Annotated in this window: 1 protein-coding gene; it reads right to left on the reverse strand. The window is 37.5% G+C overall.

Translation table 11 applies throughout. The annotated features are described in order from the left end of the window. A partial coding sequence (locus CZ487_RS04875) for an IS1182 family transposase (RefSeq protein WP_077211028.1) occupies positions 1 to 1,426 on the reverse strand: 1,426 nt, incomplete at its 3' end. Positions 1,427 to 2,104: the final 678 nt, after the last annotated feature.

Here is a 2,104-nt window from a genome sequence, read left to right on the forward strand (position 1 = left end):
CCTTTGTACATTTTGCTTTTAGTGGACAATCCGTACAGTCTTCGCATTCATATATTTTAAAGCTCTGTTCATAACCAGATCGATTCTTCTTGTTTTGATATTTTCTAAAAGTTACTTTCCTTCCATTCGGGCAAATAAAATAATCGTCTTGTTCACGGTATGTCCAGTTTTTTGCATTTTTGATATCGTTTTTATATTTACGTGTCTTTTCTTGTATGTACGATCCATAAGGGATTAGAAATTCAAACTTTGGATCTTTCTCTTCCCCAACTGCATAAACATAATTTTCTTCGCTTCCATATCCAGCGTCGGCAATAACAGTTTTAGGCATTGGTAAAGAAGTGGACGACAGTTTCTCCAAATGTGGGATAAAACAACGGGTGTCTGTTGGACGTTGATGAATCGTGTAAAACAAAATAAACTGGTTTTCCGTTCCCATCTGTACGTTATATCCTGCTTTTAGTTGACCATTTTTCATATGATCCTCCTTCATGCGCATGAAGGTGGCGTCTTTGTCCGTTTTGGAATAGCTATTACGATCTCCGAAGATTTGGTTCTGTTCTTTATATTTAGCCAGTCTAGGTAAGAAGTTTTCGCGGATCAACTTCACGGATTTCTTTAATTGACTACGTTCTTTTCTTTTTTCTTTACGAATATTTGTTTCGGGTTCTTTTTCAATGTCTTCTGTTAATGCTTCTATCTTTTCTTCTAGTTCTGTCGCGACAGTTTCTAAATCTGACTCGGAGACTTCTGTTTTTTGTTTATCACCCGGTTCATTCCCAGCTTCTAATTGTGTTAATTCATGAATGTGTTGAAGGGTTTCTTGAATCTTTTCTCTTAATTTAGCCTCAAATTTCTCCGTAGCTTTTTTCCACACGAAAGAATACTTATTGGCACTCGCTTCAATCTTTGTGCCATCCAAAAAGTAGTTTTCGAGTGTGATGTATTTATCTTCAATCAACTTTATTATCATGGCTTCAAATAATTCGTCCATCAAGACTTTCATCCGTTCTCCACGGAACTCATTAATAGTACGAAAATCAGGTTGGTGCATCGCAGCTAACCACATAGCTGGTATGTTTTCTTTAATCAATGTTTCTATTCCTCGGCAAGAGTAAACCTTCTGAGAATACGCGAACAGAATGATCTTAAGCATCATTTTGGGATGAAAAGAACTTCGTCCTCCACCTTTATAATGAGAGAATAACCGATCGTTTGGAACAGCTTCGACCATTTCATCCACTACACGAGCCACATGATTCTCTTGAATAAGTGTTTCAATATCAAAAATGGATTGAATTTGACGGTTGTCATAGGGTTTAAACGTAGGAGCTAATTGTCTTTTAGGAGGCGATTTCTCATCAACCTCTGGAAGAAGAATCATTTGAGTGTTATAATCTGCAGTAGTAGTCTTTGGATTACACATAAAAAATCGTCCTTTCTAAAATGTTGGTTTGGTCACTTACATTTTACTAAATAGGGCGATTTTTTTGTGTGCTTTTTTATAATTAGATGGATTTATAAGCCAAAAAAGATTAAATATAGGTTGATTGGAACGGAAGGCACGAAGACTCCTGCGGGACGACGGGGCAGGGGAGACCCCACAGGCGCTTAGCGCCGAGGAGGCTCCCCGTACCGCCCGCGGAAAGCGAAGTGCCTGGAGTGGAAATCAACAACTCCGTTTAACCAACTACTAAAAAATAAAGGGCTGTCAAAGGTCAGTTACCTGACTTTTTGGACAGCCCCTTTGTTTTAAATAGGGAAAGAGTAAATTCGTATGATCGCATATGCACTTTGTTCTTTTACTGTTTCATCTAATCGGAAGAAACCAAGTGACTGAGAAATGTCTTCTTAGTACCATAATATTCGATTCCACTGACTAACCTATCATAGTAAAAATGTACATATCTAGGAAAAGACTAGAATGCAAATGACAGATGTCGTATCCTACAACCTGTTTTTTTAGGACCCAAAGCATATATGGTTTACAAAGATAAATTCTAACCTTCTAAATTACCAATAATTTTTCTTGAGATTTCTACTCTAGTTGTTACATCATGAGAGATACCTGGCACTCGCTAGATATATGCTGTGGTGGCATTGT

This window comes from Robertmurraya dakarensis (genome assembly GCF_900156875.1).
GTDB lineage: Bacteria > Bacillota > Bacilli > Bacillales > Cytobacillaceae > Robertmurraya > Robertmurraya dakarensis.